This window comes from Streptomyces sp. NPDC088707 (assembly GCF_044752725.1).
In the GTDB taxonomy this organism is placed as follows: Bacteria; Actinomycetota; Actinomycetes; order Streptomycetales; family Streptomycetaceae; genus Streptomyces.
Genome location: NZ_JBIVLV010000011.1, coordinates 1 through 21,801 on the forward strand (window position 1 = coordinate 1; position 21,801 = coordinate 21,801).

At 69.4% G+C, this 21,801-nt stretch carries 21 protein-coding genes, 2 tRNA genes and 1 pseudogene; 12 read left to right on the forward strand and 12 right to left on the reverse strand.

The window, feature by feature from the left end; translation table 11 throughout:
- Nucleotides 1–144 precede the first annotated feature (144 nt).
- Nucleotides 145–303, reverse strand: coding sequence for a hypothetical protein (locus tag ACIP84_RS29105; protein ID WP_355964394.1), 159 nt, complete (start codon nucleotides 301–303; stop codon nucleotides 145–147).
- Between the two features lie 90 nt (nucleotides 304–393).
- Nucleotides 394–1,074, reverse strand: coding sequence for a phosphate signaling complex protein PhoU (phoU, locus tag ACIP84_RS29110; RefSeq protein WP_355964395.1), 681 nt, complete (start codon nucleotides 1,072–1,074; stop codon nucleotides 394–396).
- A gap of 276 nt (nucleotides 1,075–1,350) precedes the next feature.
- Between phoU and ACIP84_RS29115 the strand changes: the two genes are divergently transcribed.
- Together ACIP84_RS29115 and ACIP84_RS29120 are read left to right on the forward strand one after the other, a co-directional pair.
- On the forward strand, nucleotides 1,351–2,577 hold the full coding sequence (locus tag ACIP84_RS29115; protein WP_355964396.1) for an ATP-binding protein: 1,227 nt from the start codon (nucleotides 1,351–1,353) through the stop codon (nucleotides 2,575–2,577).
- Entirely contained in the window at nucleotides 2,574–3,254 is a 681-nt protein-coding gene (locus tag ACIP84_RS29120) for a response regulator transcription factor (RefSeq protein ID WP_015035162.1), read from the forward strand. Before ACIP84_RS29115 ends, ACIP84_RS29120 begins: the two co-directional genes overlap by 4 nt.
- Nucleotides 3,255–3,426: 172 nt before the next feature.
- Here the strand turns inward: ACIP84_RS29120 and ACIP84_RS29125 are convergent, their stop codons facing one another.
- Entirely contained in the window at nucleotides 3,427–4,053 is a 627-nt protein-coding gene (locus tag ACIP84_RS29125; RefSeq protein WP_355964397.1) for a DUF461 domain-containing protein, read from the reverse strand.
- Between the two features lie 749 nt (nucleotides 4,054–4,802).
- Between ACIP84_RS29125 and ACIP84_RS29130 the strand changes: the two genes are divergently transcribed.
- The 6 genes from ACIP84_RS29130 (at nucleotide 4,803) to ACIP84_RS29155 (ending at nucleotide 11,275) form a co-directional block, all read left to right on the forward strand.
- Nucleotides 4,803–5,285, forward strand: a complete 483-nt coding sequence (locus ACIP84_RS29130) for a CarD family transcriptional regulator (protein WP_003953493.1) — start codon at nucleotides 4,803–4,805, stop codon at nucleotides 5,283–5,285.
- A gap of 422 nt (nucleotides 5,286–5,707) precedes the next feature.
- Complete coding sequence (gene ispD, locus ACIP84_RS29135) at nucleotides 5,708–6,457, forward strand: 2-C-methyl-D-erythritol 4-phosphate cytidylyltransferase (RefSeq protein ID WP_401801721.1); 750 nt, start codon at nucleotides 5,708–5,710, stop codon at nucleotides 6,455–6,457.
- Nucleotides 6,447–6,956 (forward strand): 2-C-methyl-D-erythritol 2,4-cyclodiphosphate synthase, encoded by a 510-nt coding sequence (ispF, locus tag ACIP84_RS29140; protein ID WP_355964399.1) that lies wholly within the window; start codon nucleotides 6,447–6,449, stop codon nucleotides 6,954–6,956. Before ispD ends, ispF begins: the two co-directional genes overlap by 11 nt.
- A gap of 124 nt (nucleotides 6,957–7,080) precedes the next feature.
- Entirely contained in the window at nucleotides 7,081–8,478 is a 1,398-nt protein-coding gene (gene cysS / locus ACIP84_RS29145) for a cysteine--tRNA ligase (protein WP_355964400.1), read from the forward strand.
- Between the two features lie 99 nt (nucleotides 8,479–8,577).
- A complete protein-coding gene (gene rlmB, locus ACIP84_RS29150; protein ID WP_319311170.1) occupies nucleotides 8,578–9,537 on the forward strand; it encodes a 23S rRNA (guanosine(2251)-2'-O)-methyltransferase RlmB in 960 nt (319 codons plus the stop codon).
- A gap of 106 nt (nucleotides 9,538–9,643) precedes the next feature.
- Nucleotides 9,644–11,275, forward strand: a complete 1,632-nt coding sequence (locus ACIP84_RS29155) for a DoxX family membrane protein (protein WP_401801726.1) — start codon at nucleotides 9,644–9,646, stop codon at nucleotides 11,273–11,275.
- A 211-nt stretch (nucleotides 11,276–11,486) separates the two neighbouring features.
- Here ACIP84_RS29155 and ACIP84_RS29160 read toward each other — a convergent pair whose 3' ends face one another.
- The 3 genes from ACIP84_RS29160 to ACIP84_RS29170 form a co-directional block, all read right to left on the reverse strand.
- Nucleotides 11,487–12,203, reverse strand: coding sequence for a nucleotidyltransferase family protein (locus ACIP84_RS29160; protein WP_355964402.1), 717 nt, complete (start codon nucleotides 12,201–12,203; stop codon nucleotides 11,487–11,489).
- Nucleotides 12,204–12,283: 80 nt separating this feature from the next.
- On the reverse strand, nucleotides 12,284–12,694 hold the full coding sequence (locus tag ACIP84_RS29165; protein ID WP_355964403.1) for a hypothetical protein: 411 nt from the start codon (nucleotides 12,692–12,694) through the stop codon (nucleotides 12,284–12,286).
- A 260-nt stretch (nucleotides 12,695–12,954) separates the two neighbouring features.
- Nucleotides 12,955–14,052: an ABC transporter ATP-binding protein gene (locus tag ACIP84_RS29170; RefSeq protein ID WP_030323200.1), complete on the reverse strand. Its 1,098-nt coding sequence runs from the start codon at nucleotides 14,050–14,052 to the stop codon at nucleotides 12,955–12,957.
- Between the two features lie 182 nt (nucleotides 14,053–14,234).
- On the opposite strand from ACIP84_RS29170, the gene ACIP84_RS29175 reads away from it, so the two are divergent.
- Nucleotides 14,235–14,311 (forward strand) — tRNA-Thr (locus tag ACIP84_RS29175).
- Nucleotides 14,312–14,477: 166 nt separating this feature from the next.
- On the opposite strand, the gene ACIP84_RS29180 is transcribed toward ACIP84_RS29175, so the two are convergent.
- Entirely contained in the window at nucleotides 14,478–14,864 is a 387-nt protein-coding gene (locus tag ACIP84_RS29180) for an integrase (protein ID WP_401801731.1), read from the reverse strand.
- Between ACIP84_RS29180 and ACIP84_RS29185 the strand changes: the two genes are divergently transcribed.
- The gene (locus tag ACIP84_RS29185; protein WP_401801733.1) at nucleotides 14,841–15,437 is read left to right on the forward strand and encodes a YdcF family protein; all 597 of its coding nucleotides are present in this window, start codon (nucleotides 14,841–14,843) and stop codon (nucleotides 15,435–15,437) included. The genes ACIP84_RS29180 and ACIP84_RS29185 overlap by 24 nt on opposite strands.
- 27 nt (nucleotides 15,438–15,464) lie before the next feature.
- Here ACIP84_RS29185 and ACIP84_RS29190 read toward each other — a convergent pair whose 3' ends face one another.
- Nucleotides 15,465–15,857 (reverse strand): ankyrin repeat domain-containing protein, encoded by a 393-nt coding sequence (locus ACIP84_RS29190; protein WP_401801734.1) that lies wholly within the window; start codon nucleotides 15,855–15,857, stop codon nucleotides 15,465–15,467.
- 2,515 nt (nucleotides 15,858–18,372) lie between these two features.
- Between ACIP84_RS29190 and ACIP84_RS29195 the strand changes: the two genes are divergently transcribed.
- Both ACIP84_RS29195 and ACIP84_RS29200 read left to right on the forward strand, forming a co-directional pair.
- Nucleotides 18,373–18,582 carry a hypothetical protein gene (locus ACIP84_RS29195; RefSeq protein WP_401801736.1) on the forward strand — a complete coding sequence of 70 codons (210 nt, stop codon included), beginning with the start codon at nucleotides 18,373–18,375 and terminating at the stop codon, nucleotides 18,580–18,582.
- Between the two features lie 123 nt (nucleotides 18,583–18,705).
- A tRNA-Thr gene (locus tag ACIP84_RS29200) sits at nucleotides 18,706–18,773 on the forward strand.
- Nucleotides 18,774–19,151: 378 nt separating this feature from the next.
- Here ACIP84_RS29200 and ACIP84_RS29205 read toward each other — a convergent pair.
- The 4 genes and pseudogenes from ACIP84_RS29205 to ACIP84_RS29220 form a co-directional block, all read right to left on the reverse strand.
- The gene (locus ACIP84_RS29205; protein ID WP_401801738.1) at nucleotides 19,152–19,538 is read right to left on the reverse strand and encodes a hypothetical protein; all 387 of its coding nucleotides are present in this window, start codon (nucleotides 19,536–19,538) and stop codon (nucleotides 19,152–19,154) included.
- 119 nt (nucleotides 19,539–19,657) lie between these two features.
- Nucleotides 19,658–20,284 (reverse strand): alkaline phosphatase family protein, encoded by a 627-nt coding sequence (locus ACIP84_RS29210; protein WP_401801740.1) that lies wholly within the window; start codon nucleotides 20,282–20,284, stop codon nucleotides 19,658–19,660.
- Nucleotides 20,209–21,216, reverse strand: a pseudogene (locus ACIP84_RS29215) (alkaline phosphatase family protein). Before ACIP84_RS29215 ends, ACIP84_RS29210 begins: the two are co-directional and overlap by 76 nt.
- Nucleotides 21,217–21,402: 186 nt before the next feature.
- Nucleotides 21,403–21,696 (reverse strand): hypothetical protein, encoded by a 294-nt coding sequence (locus tag ACIP84_RS29220; RefSeq protein ID WP_401801741.1) that lies wholly within the window; start codon nucleotides 21,694–21,696, stop codon nucleotides 21,403–21,405.
- Nucleotides 21,697–21,801: the final 105 nt, after the last annotated feature.

Consider the following 21,801-nt stretch of genomic DNA (forward strand, 5'->3'; position numbering starts at 1 on the left):
GCGGGCCGGGGCGATTTATCCGCCGTTGTGGGTTTCCTTCCGCGGGGTTACACCCGGGCCCACCCGCGGGTGGGTTTTGTGTACTTAGGGGGGGGGGGGGGGGGGGGGGGGGGCCCCCCCCCCCCCACCCCTCCGCCCACCCGATCAGCCCGAGCAGCCGCCGCACTGGCACGGGCCGCCCGACTGGCAGCCGCAGCCGCAGCCCGAGCCGCACCCGCAGGCGCCCAGGAGGGGCAGGTGCACCGCCTCACGCGGTGCCTCCGCCCCGGAGTCGATCACGGTCGTGTCGGGGGATTCGGCCATGGGGGTCCCTCCCTTTCGAGGCGCACATCGCCTCCCCCCATTGCATGCCCACCCGGACCGGCGCATCAACGGCGCATCGGCGCCCGTGCGCTACGCGCCCTCGACCGGCGCGTCCGCCGCCTGGAGCTCGTCCGCGTGCTCACCCGTCACCAGGTACACCACCCGCTTGGCCACCGACACCGCGTGGTCGGCGAACCGCTCGTAGTAGCGGCCGAGCAGCGTCACGTCGACCGCCGTCTCGATGCCGTGCTTCCAGCGGTCGTCGATCAGGTGCTGGAACAGCGCCCGGTGCAGCAGGTCCATCTCGTCGTCGTCCTGCTCCAGCTGGAGCGCCAGGTCGACGTCCTTCGTGATGATGACCTCGGCCGCCTTCGCCATCAGGCGCTGCGCCAGCTGTCCCATCTCCAGGATGGTCGCGTGCAGGTCCCGCGGCACCGCGGTCTCGGGGAACCGCAGGCGGGCGAGCTTCGCCACGTGCTGGGCCAGGTCGCCCGAGCGCTCCAGGTCGGCGCTCATGCGCAGCGAGGTCACGACGATGCGCAGGTCCGTCGCCACCGGCTGCTGCCGCGCGAGCAGCGCTATCGCCCGGGCCTCCAGCTCGTGCTGGAGATCGTCGACCTTCTGGTCGGCGGCGATCACGCTCTCCGCGAGCTTGAGATCCGCGTCGAGCATCGCCGTGGTGGCGCGCCCGACCGCCGACCCGACGAGCCGGGCCATCTCGACCAGGCTCTCGCCGATCGAGTCCAGTTCCTCGTGGTACGCGTCCCGCATGGATGTCCCTCTCTACGCAAAGCTCGGCAAAGCTCCGGGGTCCGGATGGGGGCCTCGGATCCCCACGCTCCCACCTTCAGCCCCTCACGCGTCCGGCTCCACCCGCACACATGAATCAATACTTTCCCCAAGGTGAACTCTGGGCGACGTAAGCCGCAGCCCCTCCCGGGGCATGTGAACCAACCAGGTCCTCGGGGTGAACTCTGAGCGACGAGTGTTCGAGGAGCCACTCGGACGGCTGGGAGAGAGTCCTCGCACCCGCATAACCTGGGAGGCATGGACGTGAACGCGGCGGTCGCCGCATTGGCCGCGATCGCCGGCGTGTGCACCGGCGTGATCGCCATGCTGGCGTTCCGCTGGAGCGAGCGCGACCAGGCGAGACCCACCCGTACCTCTCTGCACACCGACGCCGTGCTCCCGCCCGGTGTCGACACCGTGCTGTCCGTGCTGCGCTCCTCCGCGGTCGTCCTCGACGAGAGCGACTCCGTGGTGAAGGCCAGCTCGGCGGCGTACGCACTCGGCCTGGTCCGCGGCGGGAAACTGGCCGTCGAGCCCATGCTCAACATGGCCCGTGACACCCGCCGGGACGGCGAGATACGGCAGGTCGAGCTGGACCTGGCCCGGCGCGGCACCGGACGCGGCGAGGCCCTCGCCGTCTCCGCCCGGGTCGCCCCGCTGGGCTCGCGCCTCGTGCTGCTGCTGGTCGAGGACCTCACCGAGGCCCGTCGTATCGAAGCGGTACGGCGCGACTTCGTCGCCAACGTGAGCCATGAGCTCAAGACCCCGACGGGCGCGCTCTCCCTGCTCTCCGAGGCGGTCATGGACGCCTCGGACGACCCCGAGGCGGTCACCCGCTTCGCCGGCCGCATGCAGATCGAGGCGACCCGCCTCACCAATCTCGTACAGGAGCTCATCGACCTCTCCCGCGTGCAGAACGACGACCCGCTGGAAGACTCCGAGCCCGTGTCCGTGGACGAACTCGTCGCCGAGGCGATCGACCGCTCCCGGCAGCCCGCCTCCACCAAGCAGATCACCATGGTGTCGGGGGGCGCGGCCGACCTCTACGTCTGGGGCAGCCGCGGTCAGCTCGCCGCCGCCCTGGGCAACCTGGTCGAGAACGCCGTCAACTACTCTCCGGCCCGTACGAGGGTGGGCATCGCCGCCCGCCACATCGCGGCGCCGGGCGGGGACCTGATCGAGATAGCCGTGACCGACCAGGGCATCGGCATCTCCGAGCGGGACCGCGAACGCATCTTCGAGCGCTTCTACCGGGTCGACCCGGCCCGCTCCCGTGCCACCGGCGGCACGGGACTCGGCCTGGCCATCGTCAAGCACGTGGCCGCCTCCCACGGCGGAGAGGTCACCGTCTGGAGCACCGAGGGTCAGGGCTCCACCTTCACCTTGCGGCTGCCCGAGGCGGGCGCCGTACGGGACCGCCGGCCCGCCTCCCCCACCCCTGATCTCATGACCGAACCGCTTCCTGCCCCGGAGGTCCTTCCGTGACCCGAGTGCTTGTCGTCGAGGATGAGGAATCCTTCAGCGACGCCCTGTCCTACATGCTTCGCAAGGAGGGCTTCGAAGTCGCAGTAGCGGCGACCGGGCCCGACGGCCTCGACGAGTTCGAGCGCAACGGGGCCGACCTCGTCCTACTCGACCTGATGCTTCCGGGGCTCCCCGGTACCGAGGTGTGCCGTCAGCTGCGCGGCCGCTCGAACGTCCCCGTCATCATGGTGACGGCCAAGGACAGCGAGATCGACAAGGTCGTCGGGCTGGAGATAGGAGCCGACGACTACGTGACGAAGCCCTTCTCCTCGCGGGAGCTGGTCGCCCGGATCCGCGCGGTCCTGCGCCGCCGCGGTGAGCCGGAGGAGGTCACCCCCGCGGCCCTGGAGGCCGGCCCGGTCCGGATGGACGTCGACCGCCACGTGGTGACGGTCGCGGGCGGCAAGGTCGACCTGCCCCTGAAGGAGTTCGACCTCCTGGAGATGCTGCTGCGCAACGCGGGCCGCGTGCTGACCCGTATGCAGCTCATCGACCGGGTCTGGGGCGCGGACTACGTCGGTGACACCAAGACCCTCGACGTCCACGTGAAGCGCCTCCGCGCCAAGATCGAGCCGGACCCGGGCGCGCCGCGCTACCTGGTGACGGTCCGGGGCCTGGGCTACAAGTTCGAGCCGTAGACCGGCCGGGGACCCGCGAGGCCGCGAGCGGTAGATCGGCCGGGGCGCACGAGGCCGGACGGAGTCCGGTGCGGTGACCGGTGTCCGGTGCGGCGGCCGGTGACCGGGCAGCCTGATACATGTGAAGGGCGCCCTCCCCGCCGGGGAGGGCGCCCTTCACATGTGCGTACGGTCAGTGGCCGGCCGCGTGGCTCGCCTCGCCCGACGGCTCGCCGCCGTGCTCGCCCTCGGCCGGGCCCGAGGGCGTCGCCGTGGCGGTCGGCTGGGTGCCCGGGGGCGCCGGGATGATCGCCGGGCCGAAGTCCTTGAAGTAGCTCGTGGCCGGGACCACGAAGGCGTTCAGGCCCACGTCGCCGGTGCGGCTGAGCTTGAAGACGACCTTCTGCGCGTCACCGTCGCGGGTGGCCTCGCTGCCGTTCTCGATGACGGCGGAGGCGTTGCCCTCGCCGCCGATGACGACGGAGCCGTTGGCCGGGACGACGACCGGGCCGGCGCCCGTGGCGGGCTTCAGCGCCACGGTGGTGTTGCTGCCCGGCAGGGTGATGGACTGGATCGTCTGGGGCAGCCGGCCGTTGTTGAAGACGGTGGCCGAGACGACGGCCGGGCCCTTGGCCACGTCCAGGGGCTGGGTGATCACCAGAGCGTTCTGGATCTTGACGTCGTCCACGGTGACGGCGGCGTTGTCCGGCTTGATGCCGAGCGTCTGCGCGTCGTTGCCCGCACCACAGGCGGACAGCGCGGCGATGGAGAAAACGATGGCGGTGGCGGCGAGGGCGCCGCGTCGAAGGCTGCGGCTCACGGCGGCGGCATCTCCTAGGACGTACGGACGGGCTACGGACAGGCTTCGGACTGCTTCGGTACCAAAGACCGACTAGACCAGCTAAGACCGACTAAGGGTGTGTCAGCGCGCTCAGGTTACCGAGCCGCACTCCCCGTCCCGCACCCGACCCGCCCCTTACCGGCCACGGGGTCTCGGGGCGTGGTCCGGGCGTGGCCCGAGGGCGGTCCGGGCGCGGTACCCGAGGGCGATCCCGGTTCGGCTCAGGGCTCGGCTCCCGGGACGGTTCCCGGGCGCCCCCGCACGCCCCCGCCGTTCTCGCCACGCACCGGCCGTCGTGGCTGGATCACGACCCATTGACCTGTTGTTCACATAACCGCCTTGATCAATTCGAGGCCCGCCCCGCATTCCCCGGAGCCGTACCTCCGGAAAAACGCCGACCGGCGTCCGCTGATCAATTACGGAATCACCCCGCGATGCATCCGTACGGGTGGACGATCCTCGAACGGAGTACGTTGGGAAGGCCACGCCGAACCCGACAAAACGGGGCATCGGCCCCCTCTTGAGAGGCTTCGGGTAGGTGTAACGTGCGCGTTTCTCTCCGTCCGCACAGCCGCTCCGACCTGCGAATACCGCCTTCCGGAAGCCCTCCGCAGCACGTTCGTGTCGCTGTTGTCAAGCCCCGAGATATGCCCTGACCTGCGAAAACGCCATTCAGAAGAAGCCGTATCCGTGTTACCCTGGATAGCCACGGAAGGGGTACCTGTCACATGACGTTCAAGGTTGGCGACACCGTGGTCTATCCCCATCACGGGGCCGCGCTGATCGAGGCCATCGAAACTCGCCAGATCAAAGGCGTGGACAAGACCTACTTGGTGCTCAAGGTCGCGCAGGGCGACCTGACGGTTCGTGTGCCGGCGGACAATGCGGAGTTCGTCGGTGTTCGCGACGTAGTCGGTCAGGACGGGCTGGACCGGGTCTTCGAGGTGCTGCGCGCGCCGTACGCAGAAGAGCCGACGAACTGGTCCCGTCGCTACAAGGCAAATCTCGAGAAGCTCGCCTCCGGCGATGTCATCAAGGTCGCCGAAGTAGTCCGCGACCTGTGGCGGCGTGAGCGCGAGCGCGGTCTCTCCGCCGGTGAGAAGCGCATGCTCGCCAAGGCTCGGCAGATTCTGGTCAGCGAGCTGGCCCTCGCGGAGAACACGAACGAGGACAAGGCCGAGGCTCTCCTCGACGAGGTCCTCGCGTCCTGAGCGTGCTCTGACGACATCCGAGCGCGCTACCAAGTGAAGCGATGCCGCGGTGCCCGTCGGCGTGCTGTGATCCACACAGTGCTGCCGCCGGGCGCTGCGGCATTTCACGAGTGCGGTGATTCCCCTCGGCGACGCCTCGACACTGAGACGGTCACCACGGCGGCGTCTCACCCCTGCGCCATCGCACGACTCACCCCTGCGACCCCGCACGACCGCGACAGCACGCATGTTCCTGTACGCACTTTCGCGTACGCGCGTTCATGTCCGTATGCTCTCGTTCCCCCTGTTACGTCCGAACCCCTGTGCGCGGGCGTCAACGCCTCGACCGTCGTCACGGAAAGGGCCCGGTCAAGGCGGAGCGTCCGGCACGGTGAGGCCATACCCATGTCGGCCGCGGAAACAAACCTGCCGGAGTGCAACCGATGTCAGACGAAGCGCGTCCTCCTCGTACCGCCGTGGTGATCCCGGCGGCCGGACGGGGCGTACGCCTCGGCCCGGGCGCCCCCAAGGCGCTGCGCGCGCTGAACGGCACCCCCATGCTCATCCACGCCGTCCGCGCGATGGCCGCCTCCCGCGCGGTCTCGCTCGTCGTCGTGGTCGCACCCCCCGACGGCGCCGCCGAGGTCAAGAACCTCCTCGACGCCCACGCCCTCCCCGAGCGCACCGACTACCTGGTCGTACCCGGCGGTGAGACCCGCCAGGAGTCCGTACGCCTCGGGCTCGACGCCCTCCCCGAGGGCATCGGCATCGTCCTCGTCCACGACGCGGCCCGCCCGCTCGTCCCCGTCGACACCGTGGACGCGGTCATCGAGGCCGTACGGGACGGGGCCGTCGCCGTCGTCCCCGCGATGCCCGTCGCCGACACCGTCAAGGAGGTCGAGCCGGCCGAGAAGCCGGGCGACCCCGAGCAGGTCGTCGCCACCCCGGTCCGGGCCCGGCTCCGCGCCGTCCAGACCCCCCAGGGCTTCGACCACGACACCCTGGTCGACGCCCACGCCACCATCGCCCTCACCGGCGAGGGCGCCACCGACGACGCCGGTATGGTCGAGCGGCTCGGCGCGCCCGTCGTCGTCGTGCCCGGCCACGAGGAGGCCTTCAAGGTGACCCGCCCCCTCGACCTCGTCCTCGCCGAGGCCGTACTCGCCCGCAGGAGGGCCAACGATGGCTTCTGAGCCGATGAACCTCCCCCGTACCGGCATCGGTACCGACGTCCACGCCTTCGAGAAGGGCCGCGAACTCTGGTGCGCGGGCCTCCTCTGGGACGCCGACGAGAACGGCGGATACGGCCTCGCCGGGCACTCCGACGGTGACGTCGCCGCCCACGCCGCCTGCGACGCGCTCTTCTCAGCCGCCGGTGTCGGCGACCTCGGCGCCCACTTCGGCACCTCCCGCCCCGAGTACTCCGGCGCCTCCGGCGTCACCCTGCTCGCGGAGGCCGCCCGGATCGTCCGCGCCGAGGGCTACGAGATCGGCAACATCGCCGTCCAGGTCATCGGCGTCCGCCCCAAGGTCGGCAAGCGGCGCGACGAGGCGCAGAAGGCGCTGAGCGAAGCGGCCGGCGCACCGGTCTCCGTCTCCGGCACCACGACGGACGGCCTCGGTCTGACGGGCCGCGCGGAGGGCCTCGCCGCGCTGGCGACGGCCCTCGTGTACCCGGTGGCACGCGCGTAACCGCGTTCCGGAGCGTCCATCGTCACGTTCACCGGTACCGGCATCCACCGGTACCGGTGAAAAACGTCATCGGAGACGGCGAACAGGTATCGGGGCACTACCACACGACCACTACCCTGGAGTGGTGACTATTCGCCTGTACGACACCAGCGCCCGGCAGATCCGTGACTTCACCCCGCTCACGCAGGGCCAGGTCTCGATCTACCTCTGTGGTGCCACCGTCCAGGCGGCCCCGCACATCGGCCACATCCGGTCGGGGCTGAACTTCGACATCATGCGCCGCTGGTTCGCCTACCGCGGCTACGACGTCACGTTCATCCGCAACGTCACCGACATCGACGACAAGATCATCAGGAAGGGCACCGAGCAGGGCCGCCCCTGGTGGTCCATCGGCTACGAGAACGAGCGCGCGTTCAACTCCGGTTACGACGCGCTCGGTTGCCTGCCGCCCAGCTACGAGCCCCGCGCCACCGGGCACGTCCCCGAGATGATCGAGATGATGCGCGGCCTCATCGAGCGCGGCCACGCGTACGAGGCCGACGGCAGCGTCTACTTCGACGTGCGCTCCTTCCCGGGCTACCTGGAGCTGTCCAACCAGGACATCGACGACCTCCGCCAGCCCGACGAGGGCGTCTCCGGCAAGCGCGACCCGCGCGACTTCGCCATGTGGAAGGCGACCAAGCCGGGCGAGCCCGACTGGGAGACCCCGTGGGGCCGCGGCCGTCCCGGCTGGCACCTGGAGTGCTCGGCGATGGCCCACAAGTACCTGGGCTCCGCCTTCGACATCCACGGCGGCGGCCTCGACCTGATCTTCCCGCACCACGAGAACGAGATCGCCCAGGCCAAGGCCTTCGGCGACTCCTTCGCCCAGTACTGGGTGCACAACGCCTGGGTCACCATGAGCGGCGAGAAGATGTCGAAGTCGCTCGGCAACAGCGTGCTGGTGTCCGAGATGGTCAAGAACTGGCGCCCCATCGTCCTCCGCTACTACCTGGGCACCCCGCACTACCGCTCGATGATCGAGTACAGCGAGGAGTCCCTGCGCGAGGCCGAGTCGGCGTTCGCCCGGATCGAGGGCTTCGTCCAGCGCACCACCGAGAAGGCCGGCAAGGACGTCGCCCCCGCCGCCGAGGTGCCGCCGGCCTTCGCCGAGGCCATGGACGACGACCTGGGCGTGCCGCACGCGCTCGCGATCATCCACACCACCGTCCGGCAGGGCAACAGCGCCCTCGCCGCGGACGACAAGGACGAGGCCATCGCCCGCCTCGCCGAGGTCCGGGCCATGCTCGGCGTCCTCGGCCTGGACCCGCTCGACCCGCACTGGGCCGAGGAGAGCGGTGGCGGCGACGAGCTCCACGGCGCCGTCGACACCCTCGTACGGCTCGTGCTCCAGCAGCGCGAGTCGGCGCGCGAGCGCAAGGACTGGGCGACCGCGGACGCGATCCGCGACCAGCTCAACCAGTCCGGCCTCGCCATCGAGGACAGCCCCGACGGACCCCGCTGGACGCTGGGCAACCGTTAGAAGACGTGCCGCTCGGGCCTCCGGGCGGCACACTTCAGTTACAGACCTTGTACGAGGGCGAGTGCGCCTCCGTACGCAACACCGAGGATGAGAGTAGTCATGGCCGGGAACAGCCAGCGCAGGAACCGTCGCACGTCCAACAAGAAGGGTGCGACGATCGGCAGCGGTGGCCAGCGGCGCAAGGGCCTCGAAGGGAAGGGCCCGACCCCCAAGGCCGAGGCCCGCAAGGGCCACAAGGCCTTCCGCGTCAACAACGCCATGGCCCGGAACGCGGCCAAGCGCAAGCCGGTCGTCCGCCGCGGCGGCAAGGGCCAGTCCGAGATGGTCGTCGGCCGCAACCCGGTCTTCGAGGCCCTGCGCGACGGCGTGCCGGCCTCGACGCTGTACGTGCAGCAGTTCATCGACAACGACGAGCGCGTGCGCGAGGCCCTGAACCTCGCCACCGGCCGCGGCAACATCAACATCATGGAGGCGCCGCGCCCCGAGCTCGACCGGATGACGAACGGCCTGAACCACCAGGGTCTCGTCCTCCAGGTCCCGCCGTACGAGTACGCGCACCCCGAGGACCTCGTCACCGCCGCGTTCGACGACCACGACGACCCGCTGATCGTCGCCCTCGACGGCGTCACCGACCCGCGCAACCTCGGCGCCGTCGTCCGCTCCGTCTCCGCCTTCGGCGGCCACGGTGTCGTCGTCCCCGAGCGCCGCGCCGCCGGCATGACCGCCGGTGCGTGGAAGACCTCGGCCGGCACCGCCGCCCGTACCCCGGTCGCCCGCGCCACCAACCTGACGCGCTGCCTGGAGCAGTACCAGAAGGCCGGTGTCACGGTCGTCGGCCTCGCCGCCGACGGTGACCGCGAGGTGCACGAGCTGGAGGAGCTGGGCGGTCCGGTCGTCATCGTCGTCGGCTCCGAGGGCAAGGGCCTGTCCCGCCTCGTCGGCGAGACCTGCGACTTCCTCGTCCGCATCCCGATGCCGGGCGGCGCCGAGTCGCTGAACGCCGGTGTCGCGGCCGGTGTCGTGCTCTACGAGGCGGCCCGCCGCCGGATGGCCCGCTGACACCTGGCCGGTAGTACTTCCGGCCCCGGCCGTGGCGTGATCTTGACGGGTCTCGGACATTTGCGAGCCGTCAAGGCAGTGTCCTAAACCCAGATCACTCGGTTAGATGAGTGTGGACACCAGAACGCCCCGGCCGGGGTTCGACGATCAGCCCGCGTTGAGCATGGTCAAGGTGGATTCCGATCCCGCCCAGGTGATCGTGAACCACGCCAGCTTCCGTGTGCGGCTCGCGCCGGCTCCGCAGCCGAAGATCGGCGCCGGCGCCCGCACCGCAGCCCTCTCCGGGGCCGGGGCAGGAGCGGGCGGACCGCGCCGTCGTCCCGTCGTATGGACCGGGAAGTCGTCGCCGGGCGCGACCGGCCTCCTCCAGGCCGTACGGGAGTCCTCCGTCTCCACGCTCGAGCCGGCGGTCGGCCGCGGCGGTCGTGACGGCGGCCTCCGCGGCCACCCCGGGATGGACGGGGGCTCCACCCAGGCCATCCCGCGCATCGACGACACCATGCCCACCCCCGTGGTGACCGCCGACTCCGGCCCCCTGCTGCCGCCGATGCGCCGCGCCGAGGGCGCGTACGACGACCTGTACGAGCTCCGGCCCGAGACCGAAGGCTCCGGCTCGGCGGCGTACGAGGACGAGACCACGGAGTCCCGGCCCGCGCAGCGCCACGGGCAGGACACCGTCCGGCACGCCTACTACCCCGGCCGCCGGATGAACCTCGGCGTCGTCCTCCTCCCGCTCCGCGTCTTCCTCGGCTTCATCTCCATCTACGCGGGCATGGGCAAGCTCTGCGACCCCGTCTACTTCGACGGCGGCGAGCGCGGCTCCATGGTCAAGTGGCTCAACTCCCTGCACCCCTGGCCCCTCGCCGAACCCCTCCGCGACTTCGCCCTCCAGCACCCGGTCGGCGCCGGACTCACCGTCGCCTTCCTCCAGGTCGTCGTCGGCGTCCTCACCGTCCTCGGCCTCTGGCAGCGCGTCGCCGCCGTCGTCGGAGCCCTCCTCTCCGCCGCGCTGCTCCTGACGGTCAGCTGGAAGACCGTCCCGGTCTACGACTCCGCCGACATCATCTTCCTGGCCGCCTGGTCCCCGCTGATCATCGCCGGCGCCCCCGTCTACTCGATCGACGGCCGCCTCGCCGGCGAGGCCTGGCGCACCCTCGGCCCGCGCGCCGACCTGTGGGACCTGCGCCGCCGCGTCATGCGCCGCAGCACCCTCGTCGCAGCGGTCGTCGTCGGCCTCACCCTCCTCATCGGCTCCGTCCTCGGCGGCGCCGTCCGCTCCACCGAGATGGTCACCGTCCCCGGCCCCAACGACGACCCGATCAACCACCTCCCGGGTCGGCCGCTCCCCACCGAGCCGAAGCGCCAGGCCCCCTCCAAGACCGCGTCGTCCACCGTGCCCGCGCCCGCCGCGACCAGCGAGGCCCCGGCCGAGCGCGAGAAGACGCAGGAGGCGACCCGGCCCACCGAGACCACCCGCGAGGCCACCCGGACGCAGGAGCAGCGCCCGACGGCCACGCAGGGCACGGGCACCGGCACCGGGAGCAGCGGCAGCAGCCGTACGCCGACGCAGTCGGACCCGGAGCCCCCGCCGTCCACCAGCGACACCCCGAGCAGCACCGGCGGCGGCACGTCGGGCGGCGGCTCGGGCGGCGGCTCGACCGGTTCGACGGGCACGCCGTCGGAGAGCAGCTCGACGTCGGGCGGGGCGAAGAACCCGATCGGCGGACTGCTGGGCTGAGGACTCCGTAGGGCCGCCCGTACGGACGGAACGGCCTCCGGACGTACGGACGGAACGGTTTCTGGACGTACGGACGGAACGGTTTCTGGACGTACGGACGGAACGGTTTTCGGCCGTACGGACCTCCGGTCAGGACACGGTCACGGTCACGGACACGGAAGGGGCGGCACCGCGAGAACGCGGTGCCGCCCCTCCGGCGTGTGCGGGGGCGTCATCCCCGCTGCGCGGCAAGCTCCTTGGCGGCCTCGGTGAGGTCCTTGGCGGTGTCGATGGCCCGCCAGTAGGCCCCCTGGGGCAGCGGGAAGCCGGCCAGCCGGCGCTCTCGGGCGAGCCGGGGGAACGTGGTGCGCTCGTGGTCGCCCAGGTCCGGGAGGAGCTCCGTGAAGGCCGCGGAGAAGACGTACACGCCCGCGTTGATGAGGAACGGCGACGGCGGCGCCTCGATGAAGTCGGTGATGTGGCCGAAGGTGTCGGTCTCGACGGCGCCCCACGGGATGCGGGGGCGGGCCAGGGCGAGGGTGGCGAGGGCGTCGCGCTCGTCGTGGAAGGCGGCCATCTCGCGCAGCGAGAAGCGGGTCCAGATGTCGCCGTTGGTGGCGTACCAGGGCTGGCCCGGGGCGGGCAGATGCGCGGCGGCGTACTTGAGGCCTCCGCCGCGGCCCAGGGGCTCGGTCTCGACGACCGTGGTCACCTTGAGGGGGAGGTCGGCGCTCTCCAGCCACTCCTGGAGCACTTCGGCGAGGTGGCCGCAGGAGACGACGGCGTCGGTCACGCCCTCGGCGGCAAGCCAGGAAAGCTGATGGCCGATGATCGGGGTCCCGGTTCCCGGGATCTCGACCATCGGCTTGGGGCGGTCGTCGGTGTACGGGCGGAGCCGTGAGCCCTGGCCGCCCGCCAGGACCACGGCCTGCGTCGGAGTGGTGTGCATACGGGGAACGATAGGCGCCCCGTACGTCCGGCGGTCGGACGCCCGACGGCCGGACGCGCGTCGTGGTTCAGTGTCGTCGCTCAGCTCGCGCGCATCACGCCGGTGGCGTACGAGGTGTCGCAGACCGGCCGCGAGAAGCTTTGGGCGCGGGAGGGGCCGTACTGCTCGACGGCGGCGCGGCCGAGGGAACGGGCGATGGACATGCAGTGCTTGGCGAGGGAGGGCCGGTTCTCCACCTCGCGCTGGAGGTGCGTGAGGGCGACCCCGGGGTCCTTCTCCTGGAGCTCGGCGAGGAGCTGGTCACGCAGAATGTCCTGCGGGGCACGGGACTTGGCCCGGACGGAGACCTCGGAGGAGGACGCCGTCAGCTGGGTCCCGGCGTCCTCGCCGGCCCACGGCACGGCGGACACCGCGAGCGTTCCCGAGAGCACCAGGACGACGGGCAGGACGAGGGCGAGAGAGCGGCCGATTCGGCGGGCAGTAGGCGTCACGCAGGCGAGCGTAGCGGCCGGTAGTGATATGGCGACATTTAGTCACTCTCGCGGGGGATGGTTCGAGGCGGCTTTTCGAATTCCGTGTTGACGCGGAGGTGGGGGTGGGCCGGTAATGCCGGGCTTCTCCCGGTAAACCCCCGCGCGTGTCCTCGGGTCCTCCAGCAAGACGAACGACCCCGCATCTGCAAGAGATACGGGGCCGTTCGGCCAGGCTCAGCTGTCAGCCGTCAGCCGGCTGAGGGTCGGTCGCCTGAGGGTCAGTCGCTGAGACGGGCGCCGGTCGACGTCGAGAAGACGTGGAGCTCGGCGGCGCGCGGGACGACGTGCAGCGTGGTGCCCTTGGCGGGGACGTCACGGCCGCCGACGCGGACGACCAGGTCCTTGTCCTCGCCGCCGACGCGGGTGGAGCCGTACACGAAGCCGTCGGAGCCGAGCTCCTCGACGACGTTGACGGTGACGGCGAGGCCGTCCTTGCCGGTGGGGCCCTGCACGTCGAAGTGCTCGGGGCGGACGCCGACGGTGACGGTGGTGTCGCCGTTGGCGGAAGCGGCGGCGATGGCGTCACGGGAGACCGGGACGACGCTGTTGCCGAACTTGACGCCGCCGTCGGTGATCGGGACCTCGACCAGGTTCATGGCGGGGGAGCCGATGAAGCCGGCGACGAAGAGGTTGGCCGGCTTGTCGTACATGTTGCGCGGCGAGTCGACCTGCTGGAGCAGACCGTCCTTGAGGACGGCGACGCGGTCGCCCATGGTGAGGGCCTCGGTCTGGTCGTGGGTGACGTAGACCGTGGTGATGCCGAGGCGGCGCTGGAGGCCGGCGATCTGCGTACGGGTCGAGACGCGGAGCTTGGCGTCGAGGTTCGACAGCGGCTCGTCCATGAGGAAGACCTGCGGCTCACGCACGATGGCGCGACCCATGGCGACACGCTGACGCTGACCGCCGGAGAGCGCCTTCGGCTTGCGGTCGAGGTACTCGGTGAGGTCCAGGATCTTCGCGGCCTCTTCGACCTTGGTGCGGATCTCGGACTTGTTGACACCGGCGATCTTGAGCGCGAAGCCCATGTTGTCGGCGACGCTCATGTGCGGGTACAGCGCGTAGTTCTGGAACACCATGGCGATGTCCCGGTCCTTGGGCGGCAGGTGCGTGACGTCGCGGTCACCGATGCGGATGGAGCCGGCGTTGACGTCCTCGAGACCCGCGAGCATGCGCAGGGAGGTCGACTTGCCACAGCCGGAGGGCCCGACGAGGACGAGGAACTCGCCGTCGGCGATCTCGATGTCGAGCTGGTCGACGGAGGGCTTGGTGGCACCGGGGTACACCCGGGTCGCCTTGTCGAAAGTGACGGAAGCCATGGTGATGTGTCCCTTCACCGGCAGGAACGTGCCGGACGATCCGAGTAAAGGAAGGATTGAGGTCTAGTCCACCTGGATGAACTGCACGTGACGCTACCTGGCGCCGCGGCATCTGTCAGCACTCCACCCGGGGTGAGATTTCCGACCGTCACCGGGACGAGGTTGGTTACACTGCACTCGCTGCCTCCTTAGCTCAGCTGGCCAGAGCACCGCTCTTGTAAAGCGGGGGTCGTCGGTTCGAACCCGACAGGGGGCTCCAGGTGAAGGGCCGGCGCAGGGGCATGATTCCCCGGCGCTGGCCCTTTCGCATGATCACGGGCGTGCCACCTACGTGCCAGAAGGCCCTTCCTCACGGGCCTGGCGGATCATCTCTCCGAGCTTCCCTGCGATGTGCTGATCACGGTCACTCGTCATGTGCTGATAGATCAGTGCGGCCCGGGTGGTGCTGTGGCCCACCGTGTCATCAGCTCGCGCGTGCTGGCCCCGGCACTGGAGGCGAGGGTGTTTCCGGTGTGCCGGAGGTCGTGGAAGTGCACGTCATCGGAGACGCCGGCGGCGGCGCGAGCGGCGGTCCAGTCGTCCCGGAAGTTGCTCCGGCGGAGGAGGCCGCCGCGGGGACCCTTGAAGAGGTGGCCGTCCTGTCCGGCCCCGGCGAAGTGCTCCAGGTGGTGCGCCAGCTCGGGGACGAGTTCGGCCGGGAAGGCGACCGGCCGGACGCCGGCGGCGGACTTCGGTGCCTTGTCGGCCAGCTTGCCGTTATGCAGCTCGGACTGGGCACGGCGGACCAGGTGGCGATCGGCCTCGGCAGCCACGACCTGGGAGTGGCCGAAGCCGCCGATCTGTACAAACGCGGCATGGCGCCGCTTCTCGTGTTCACCGGGGCGACCAGCCCGACGACACGCGAACGCATGCCCCGCGGCGAAGCCGTGCACTACAAGGAGCGAGCGATCGAGCTGGGCGTGCCCGCCTCAGCCGTGATGGTGGAGCCGCGAGCCCGGAACACGGGTGAGAACATCCGCTGCTCCCGGGACCTCCTGACCGAGGCCGGCATCACCGTTTCCTCAGTCCTGCTGATCAGCAAGCCGTACGAGGGACGACGGGCGTACGCCACGGCACGAAAGCTGTGGCCAGACGTCGAGATCGTCAGCGCTTCAAGTCCGATGACGCTCCGGGACTACGTCGACTCCATCGGAGACGCCCGCTTGGTCATCGACATGCTTGTGGGAGCCCTACAGCGATTGCTGGTCTATCCGGCTCAGGGCTTCATGATCAGCCAGCAAGTCCCAGGCGACGTGCTCGACGCATACGACCGGCTCTCCACGGGCGGATACGCAAGCCGCTTGCTACGGGACAGCGAGGGCACCGCTCTCAGGCCCAACGCCTAGGAACTGACCGGCGACCATCGGCAAAAGCTACCGCCTACGGATGGCTCTGAACCGGGCCTTCAACTTGGCCTGGCGGGTGCTGAACCGATCCATCAGCCTGATTGCCATGTCGTGGCGGAGCTCGCGGGCCCAGTCGTAGGCAGTTTCGCCGTTGACCGCGAGATGCGGATCAGCACCGTACGCCAGGAGGACCGCGGTCAGTGCACTGTCGATCGGCTCCCCCGACTGATTGGCGACGTCGACTTCTGTGTCGATGGCGTGCATCAACAGAGTCATCCGGCAGCAGACCTCGTCAGCGTCGGCCCCCTCGTCGAGGACGCGCGTGAGCGTGGCATGCTCGCTCAACTCCACAGCTTGGTGAGCGGGTGTCCAGGGGCTCTCGAACTTCAGGGCATCCGCCATGGTCATCCAGGCATTCACCCAGGGCATTCTGCCCGATGGAACACGACCATGATCGGCCGGACAGGTCCTAGCCGGCACAGTCGAGGTAGCTGTTACAGATTTCTCTACCTCATCAAGGCACCCGCCGCGCACGGCGCGGCGCGCGCGGCCCGTCGTCCGGGCCTGCGCTCCTGTCTGCGCCCCGCTCCAGCCCGGCCGCCGTCCGCACGCCTGACGGCTCGGGTTGATGGGTGACGAACCCACGAGGTGGCCGAGGCGGGTACGTGAGTGCGGCTCAGGACAATGCCTCCGGCGGGGGCGCTCAGGCTCCGGGATGGAGGGGGCCGTACGCGGGTGCCGGCCGGTGGGATGTGGCGGTGGGGAACTCCCATCCCGTCTGCCGTCGACCCAGGCAGAGCCGAGCAGACACGGCACCGGGCGTCCAGGTCGTTCGTACAGTGGCGCGCTCCACCTGGACGCCCGGCACCGCGCCCGCTCCACATACGTGTGGGTCGACGGCAGACGGGATGGGAGTTGAGGGCCGTTGTCGGGAAGGGCGCGTGGGTAAGCCGAGGATCACACTGCGTTCCCCGGCCATGGTTGCCTCCAAGGCCAAGACGTGCGACGCTGGGGTCAGTTCCGGCATGCCATCAATCGCTCTCTTCTCGTGAAGAGGGCGTTTCTGCTTTCTGGCCCGCGTCCTGCTACGAAGCAGACTCCTGCCTCACGGGAATCTCTCAACCAATCTCATGTAGTCGGCTGAACCAACTCGGCCTGCGTAGTGGACTCTTGACGCTCTGACCTGCCCGAGCGTAACGTTCCCCATACTGCGTCACTCTCATGCTCTTGGCTGTATGCCTCCTACCTCTGTCGCTGCTGTTCGGGGGAACGATGAGCCAGCCATCCGACGCAATCCTCATCAGTATTGATCTCGCCGCCTACTACACAGGGCGCCCCGAGAGCACGATTCGCCGATGGGCCAGCGAAGGGCGAATCACTACGTACGGCCGGGGGCGGGGAAAAGTTCGGTATGACCTCTTAGAGCTCTCCCCAGCTGCAGTAGATGAGTGGACGGGGGAGCGCATCCCAGGCCAGGCGCCGCCAGTCCCCCCTGAACCACGCGGCCGAATCGGCTAACGAAGATCAAAGCGTGCTCAGTCACTGATCACGCCTCGCACTCCAGAGCCCGAGCCCTCGCTCGGGCTTTTTTCATGCCCAGATTCGCCCCTCCTCCCTCGTGAGCTAGCCAAAGAGCCCACGTGGGCTCGGAGAGGTGTGCCATGCGATTGCCCCTGTCTTCGGTTCCCCTTAGTGGCAGTGCAGGTTTCGCCGCCCACTTGGCAGACAGTCCGTGGTGGCTGGTGTTCCTGGTCGTCCTCTTCACTGCGGCCGCACTGCCTGCGACGTCAGAGTTCCGCGCTTGGAGAAGGGAGAGGTCAGCGCAGAATCTAGAACTCGCGGAGCTTGAGATGCGGCGGCAACAGAACCAGACGTTCCTTGCCCTGCAGCGTCGTACGGAGCGCGCGATCCAGCAGCTTCCTCCAGGGCAAGACCAGGTCACGGCCTACCTGGAGCTGCTCGCAAGGTCCAGAGACATCGCGCAGTCACCTCCGGCCACGGACTCGGGCGAGGGCCCCGGGGGGTCACCGTGACGCTCTGACGAACCCCGTGCGGAGCACCCCGAGAAGGGCCCCCGTAACGAGGCCGGCACAGTGCTGGCCTTCACCGGCCTCCTGATGTGACACCTCGACATTGAGGACGACGCGATCACGGTGGCGGCCGTTCGCCGCTGGAGATCCTTGACGCAGTGCGCCGACAGGGCGAGCGTCCGCCAGGGCCACGGCGACTCCGGCCCACCGGACCGGGGATCCATGGGCCCCGGCCAAGGGCGTAATGCTCGGCGGGGGCCGAACGCCGTACCTCCGCCGTCACGACTGACAGGAGCGTGAGGCGACCGCACCACTGGGAGTGGGCGGGCAGGGAGCAGCTACTGCCGCGATGTGACGAAGGCCGGCGTGGTCGCTCCGCGTCGGTACCGGCACCACCGTGGCTGATGAGCGTGCCGTCGGGAGGCCAAGCCCGTGTTCACGCCACGGCGTGCAGTTCGCCTGTAGGCCAGATGAGGATTGGGAAATCGATGAGCGCATAGGTATGGCAGCTCCGGCCCTGCCGAAGACCTAAGGCCCAAAAGGCGCTTATACGCATCAACCGCCCCTACTTGAGTAAATAAATCGCAAAGGCTAAATGTCTATATCGTTCCACTGTGGGGAGATTGTGGGCGTGATGCCGTTATTTATCTTGATCGCGACTTCGACCGAGTTTCCGGATGGAAGGGAGCGTTGCGGCTGGTCGTCGGATCGCCTCGACCGATTTTCCGGAAGCTAGCAGTTCTGAGAAGCGGCAGATGGCAGGTCTGGAACGGCAATCGGCCTTCCGTTGTCAGGGGCTGGAGCACTGGCTCAGCATGGAGCAACCATCAAGCAGCCCCGCCCCACCGCGCAGGCTTCCCGGCGAGAGCGGTTAGGGCAGGGCCGTGAACCTATGGAGGCTCAGTATGAGTTTGATCCCTGCACTGCAGGTCGTGTCAATCCCACAGTGGAAGCGCTGGTACATCATCGTGGTCGTGGCTGTCATTCTCGTGTCCGCCGGCGCTAGCCAAACAGCCAGCATGTACATGGATGCGTTGGCCATCGCGGGCCTGCTGGCTGAAGCGGTTGCCCAGCAGCGCAATACCGTCACCACAGCGCCCAGTCCCATCCGGTAGCGCCCCTCCCTGACAAGCCCGGGCGTGCCACATCCGTGCCAGTTCCCACGGGGAGTCACGGGGAACGAGGGGCGTCAACAGTTCTACGTCCGTAGATCCGCGCTCTATGCAACAGTCCAGGTCAGGCCTATGGCTGCCCTCCCTCTCTTGTAAAGCGGGGGTCGTCGGTTCGAACCCGACAGGGGGCTCCAGGTGAAGGGCCGGCGCAGGGTGAGGATTTCCCGGCGCCGGTCCTTTCGCATGATCACGGCCCTTGCCGCGGAAGGCGGCGAGGAGGACGGGTACGCGGTGGTGCGGCCGGATGGCGTCGGCCGCGGCGTAGACCTCAGCCGCGGCGTAAACCTCGGCCGCGGTGAGGGCGGGGTGCTCCGGGGCGTCGTGGCGGGTCAGCTCGTCATTCACCGCTGTGTCCCGGCGCCGTAGTCGGCTTGATGTGCAGCCGAATCTCGCTCTCGTTCCGCTCGCGGGTGCGGTCCTCCGGTCTGCGGTGCTTCAGTCAGTCGGGGCGTGGGGCCGTGGGGTGTTGCGGTGGGGGCGCAGGCGGGCCGTCTGGGAATGCGCCTGCCACGTCAGTGCGCGTGAGGGACGACTACGATCTGCACCTCGTCCTCGTAGACCACTCGCCCGGGGGCTGTCGACTTCACTTCGTGGCAGTCCACATCGTGCGCAGCGAGGATCTCCAGGTAGCCCGCCACGCGCTCGATGAGGTGCGAGGCCGAAGGCTTGAACCAGGCCGTGGCTCCCGCGTTGACGGCTGGGTCATACACGCTCGGGTCGACGGTGGACGGGTCCGTGTACGCGGCGTCGTACCAGGCATTGTTCTCGCGTCGGAACCGATTCTGCTCGGCCGTCAGCCGTCCATCGCGGGCGAGGTTGTTGACCAGACCGAACACGCCCTTGAAATGGCCTCGTTCGTCGGGCGTGGCCGACTGGAACCGCACATACTCGTCTGCCATCACCCGATCTTGCCACGCACCTCCGGACGACGGGACGGGGATCGTCCGCATCGAGGGTTTCCGCACAGGAAGACCCGCCGCCATGCGTGTCCGTCTGCGTGACTACCGCTCCTTGCGGGTCAGCCTGACGCTGGTCGCAGGCCCGGGAAGAGGGTGTGTGCGCTTTCGTGGACGAGCGACAGGGCTTCCCGGCCCTTGAGCGGCGCCTTCTCGTCGATCGCGGGCACGGTGGCGCCCAGCTGTTCGACGAGGGCGAGGTAGCCGTGGAACAAGGCGGTGGCCAGGGGGTTGAGCGGCGCGTCAGGCGGCACCAGGTCCTGGTCGAACGCGGGAACCGGCTGTGCGGTGACGTCCGGCCAATCCTGCGGGTCACGAGGCTGGTCGAGGCTCAGGAGAGCGGCCAGGTCGGGGGCGTCGGCGTCCCGGGCCGTGAGGGGCGGGCCGAGGTTCCAGCGTTCACGGAGGGTGCGGATCACCGAGGTGTGGTGGTGGACACCGGTGACGACGGTGCGGGCGGGCAGCCAGGCCGAGATCGCGATCGCGGGCAGCCGGACGCCGAGCCGGTCGAAGGCGAAGCCCATCTGCCCGGGCGGCGCGCCGGGGTCCGGGGCGACGGTGGCGGGCGGGGGCACGTGGTCGTACGTTCCGCCGTGCTCGTCGAAGACGACCATCAGCAGCGTGTTGAGCGCGTTCGACCCTTCCGTCGACGTCGACGAGCGGACGGCGTCGTAGATCTTCGCCAGCAATGCCTCGCCGCCCAGCAGAGACGAAGGGCGTCGAAGGGAGTCCCGTGGAGCAGCGCCGATTCCGGCGGGTGCATGTCGTTGTGGCCGTGCCAGAGGTTGGGCTCGACGAAGGAGTAGGTGGGCAGTGCGCCGGCGGCGGCGTCCTCCAGGAAGCGGTCCGTGGTGACGAAGTGGGTGGCGAACCGATGACGCAGCCGCGGGCCGTGAATCAGCCCGGTGAACGGGATCGAACTCGGCGCGTCCACGTAGACCCGCCAGGTCAGACCGGCGGCATCCAGACGCTCGAAGATCGTCTCGGCGTCGTTCTCCAGCGGAAAGGTGGGGTACGGAGCGTTGACGACAAAGCCTGACGCGCTCGCGGCGTGGAAGAAGGAGCGGTTGGTGAACGTCTGGGAGGGGACCTCGGCGAACCAGTGGTCGAAGGTGCCGAAGCCGCGTGCCAGTGTGGACATCACAGGCAGCTGGTCCGGGGTGTACCCCGCCATGATCTGCGCGTATTCGTGGTACTTGGGCTGTCGGCCCATCTCGGCCCGGAACGCGCTGATGTAGTCGGTGACGAAGCCGTCCATCGTCGGGGCTCGTCCTGCCGGCGGAGCGTTGAAGGGGGCGGCCATCCTCTCGGCCAGCACTCCCCGGTTCCCCTCAGGGTCGATCACTCCGAAGAGCTGGGTGTTGACGTGCTGGTACTCCTCGCCCGGATCCGGGTTCGGCGTGTCCATCGTCTCGGCGATCCCCTACGGCACGGGCTGCCCGCCCGAGCGGTCCTCGGCCCAGTCCGGGATCGGGTTCGACAGCTCCTTGCCGTGGACCCCCTCGAAGGCCGCGACCTCACCCGGCTCGTACAGCCGTCCGAGCAGGTTGTCGAACGACCGGTTCTCGAACATCACCACGACTACGTGTTCCAGTGCGCGGCTACGGTCAGGGGTGGGCATCGGGGGCCTCCGATCCGGGTACGTCCCCCGCCCGCACACTCTCGACTCTTCTCCACCCCCGCAGTGCTGTCAAAGCGGGGCACCGAACCGGCGCCCGGCGGGGCCCGGCGGCGCCCCCGGCTGCACCACGAAGCCCGGCCAGGGCCCCGTGCTCCCCGTTGTATTCACGGGTGAGGGCGAACGGTTCTACCGGACCACGACGTTGTGTGCCGGGATGATCGTGGGCTGTACGTCGGCGTGGCCGAGGTCGGCCAGGATCGGGCCGAAGGTCTTCGCGTGGGTTTCGAGGGCCTCCGCGCTCTCCCAGACCTCGGTCACGCGGAACCCTCCGTCGACGGGTCCCGCTGCGTGCGAGACGAGGCCCGGGCTTCCCAGGTCTGCGAACTGGGTGAAGCCTTGCCCGTCTGTCACGCGCTCGATGACCGCGTCGTACAGTTCCTGACCGGCGCCAGGGAGGTCGAAGGTGACGATGATGGCCATTCAGGTGCCCCTCTCTCGGTCCGCCGCGAGGCTGCGGCGGCGCCCGCGATCCTAGCGTTCGGTGATCGGGTGAGTGCTCAGAGTGGTGGAGGTCCTCGGGTGGCG

What these genes read in the sequence shown, in the direction of transcription:
- ACIP84_RS29115 (WP_355964396.1), top strand. Translation starts at nt 1,351, where the DNA reads ATGGACGTGAACGCGGCGGTCGCCGCATTGGCCGCGATCGCCGGCGTG.
- ispD (WP_401801721.1), top strand. Translation starts at nt 5,708, where the DNA reads ATGTCAGACGAAGCGCGTCCTCCTCGTACCGCCGTGGTGATCCCGGCG.
- ACIP84_RS29195 (WP_401801736.1), top strand. Translation starts at nt 18,373, where the DNA reads ATGAGTTTGATCCCTGCACTGCAGGTCGTGTCAATCCCACAGTGGAAG.
- ACIP84_RS29170 (WP_030323200.1), bottom strand. Translation starts at nt 14,052, where the DNA reads ATGGCTTCCGTCACTTTCGACAAGGCGACCCGGGTGTACCCCGGTGCC.
- ACIP84_RS29155 (WP_401801726.1), top strand. Translation starts at nt 9,644, where the DNA reads ATGAGTGTGGACACCAGAACGCCCCGGCCGGGGTTCGACGATCAGCCC.
- ACIP84_RS29105 (WP_355964394.1), bottom strand. Translation starts at nt 303, where the DNA reads ATGGCCGAATCCCCCGACACGACCGTGATCGACTCCGGGGCGGAGGCA.
- phoU (WP_355964395.1), bottom strand. Translation starts at nt 1,074, where the DNA reads ATGCGGGACGCGTACCACGAGGAACTGGACTCGATCGGCGAGAGCCTG.
- ACIP84_RS29130 (WP_003953493.1), top strand. Translation starts at nt 4,803, where the DNA reads ATGACGTTCAAGGTTGGCGACACCGTGGTCTATCCCCATCACGGGGCC.
- ispF (WP_355964399.1), top strand. Translation starts at nt 6,447, where the DNA reads ATGGCTTCTGAGCCGATGAACCTCCCCCGTACCGGCATCGGTACCGAC.
- ACIP84_RS29160 (WP_355964402.1), bottom strand. Translation starts at nt 12,203, where the DNA reads ATGCACACCACTCCGACGCAGGCCGTGGTCCTGGCGGGCGGCCAGGGC.
- ACIP84_RS29220 (WP_401801741.1), bottom strand. Translation starts at nt 21,696, where the DNA reads ATGGCCATCATCGTCACCTTCGACCTCCCTGGCGCCGGTCAGGAACTG.
- rlmB (WP_319311170.1), top strand. Translation starts at nt 8,578, where the DNA reads ATGGCCGGGAACAGCCAGCGCAGGAACCGTCGCACGTCCAACAAGAAG.
- ACIP84_RS29205 (WP_401801738.1), bottom strand. Translation starts at nt 19,538, where the DNA reads ATGGCAGACGAGTATGTGCGGTTCCAGTCGGCCACGCCCGACGAACGA.